We start from the raw sequence: 316 nt of genomic DNA, 5'->3' as shown, positions 1-316 counted from the left end.
AGGGACGTTGAAGACGACGACGTTGATAGGCCGGGTGTGTAAGCGCAGCGATGCGTTGAGCTAACCGGTACTAATGACCCGTGAGGCTTAACCTTACAACGCCAGAGGCGTTTTGGTCCGAGAGACCGGAGAATTTTCAGCTTGTGACGGATAAAGAATCAGCTTTGTTCTGCGGACGCGAGTCCGGAGGATTTTGCGCTGAGGCGAGGCGGCAAGCGAAGGAAAGGAAGGAGCATACACGAGTATGTGACTGACTTTGCGAGCGCGGCCAACGCGGCATCAGTGCGAAAGACGCGGGACAGGGCACAAAGAATTT

Annotated in this window: 1 rRNA gene; it reads left to right on the top strand. The window is 55.1% G+C overall.

What is annotated here, in order from left to right:
• Nucleotides 1-95: ribosomal RNA gene (locus F3J36_RS24045) — 23S ribosomal RNA — on the top strand; the annotation flags it as partial.
• Nucleotides 96-316: the final 221 nt, after the last annotated feature.

The organism is Pantoea sp. Cy-640 (genome assembly GCF_011752635.1).
Taxonomy (GTDB): Bacteria; Pseudomonadota; Gammaproteobacteria; order Enterobacterales; family Enterobacteriaceae; genus Pantoea; species Pantoea dispersa.
This window is presented reverse-complemented; position numbering and strand designations above follow the sequence as displayed.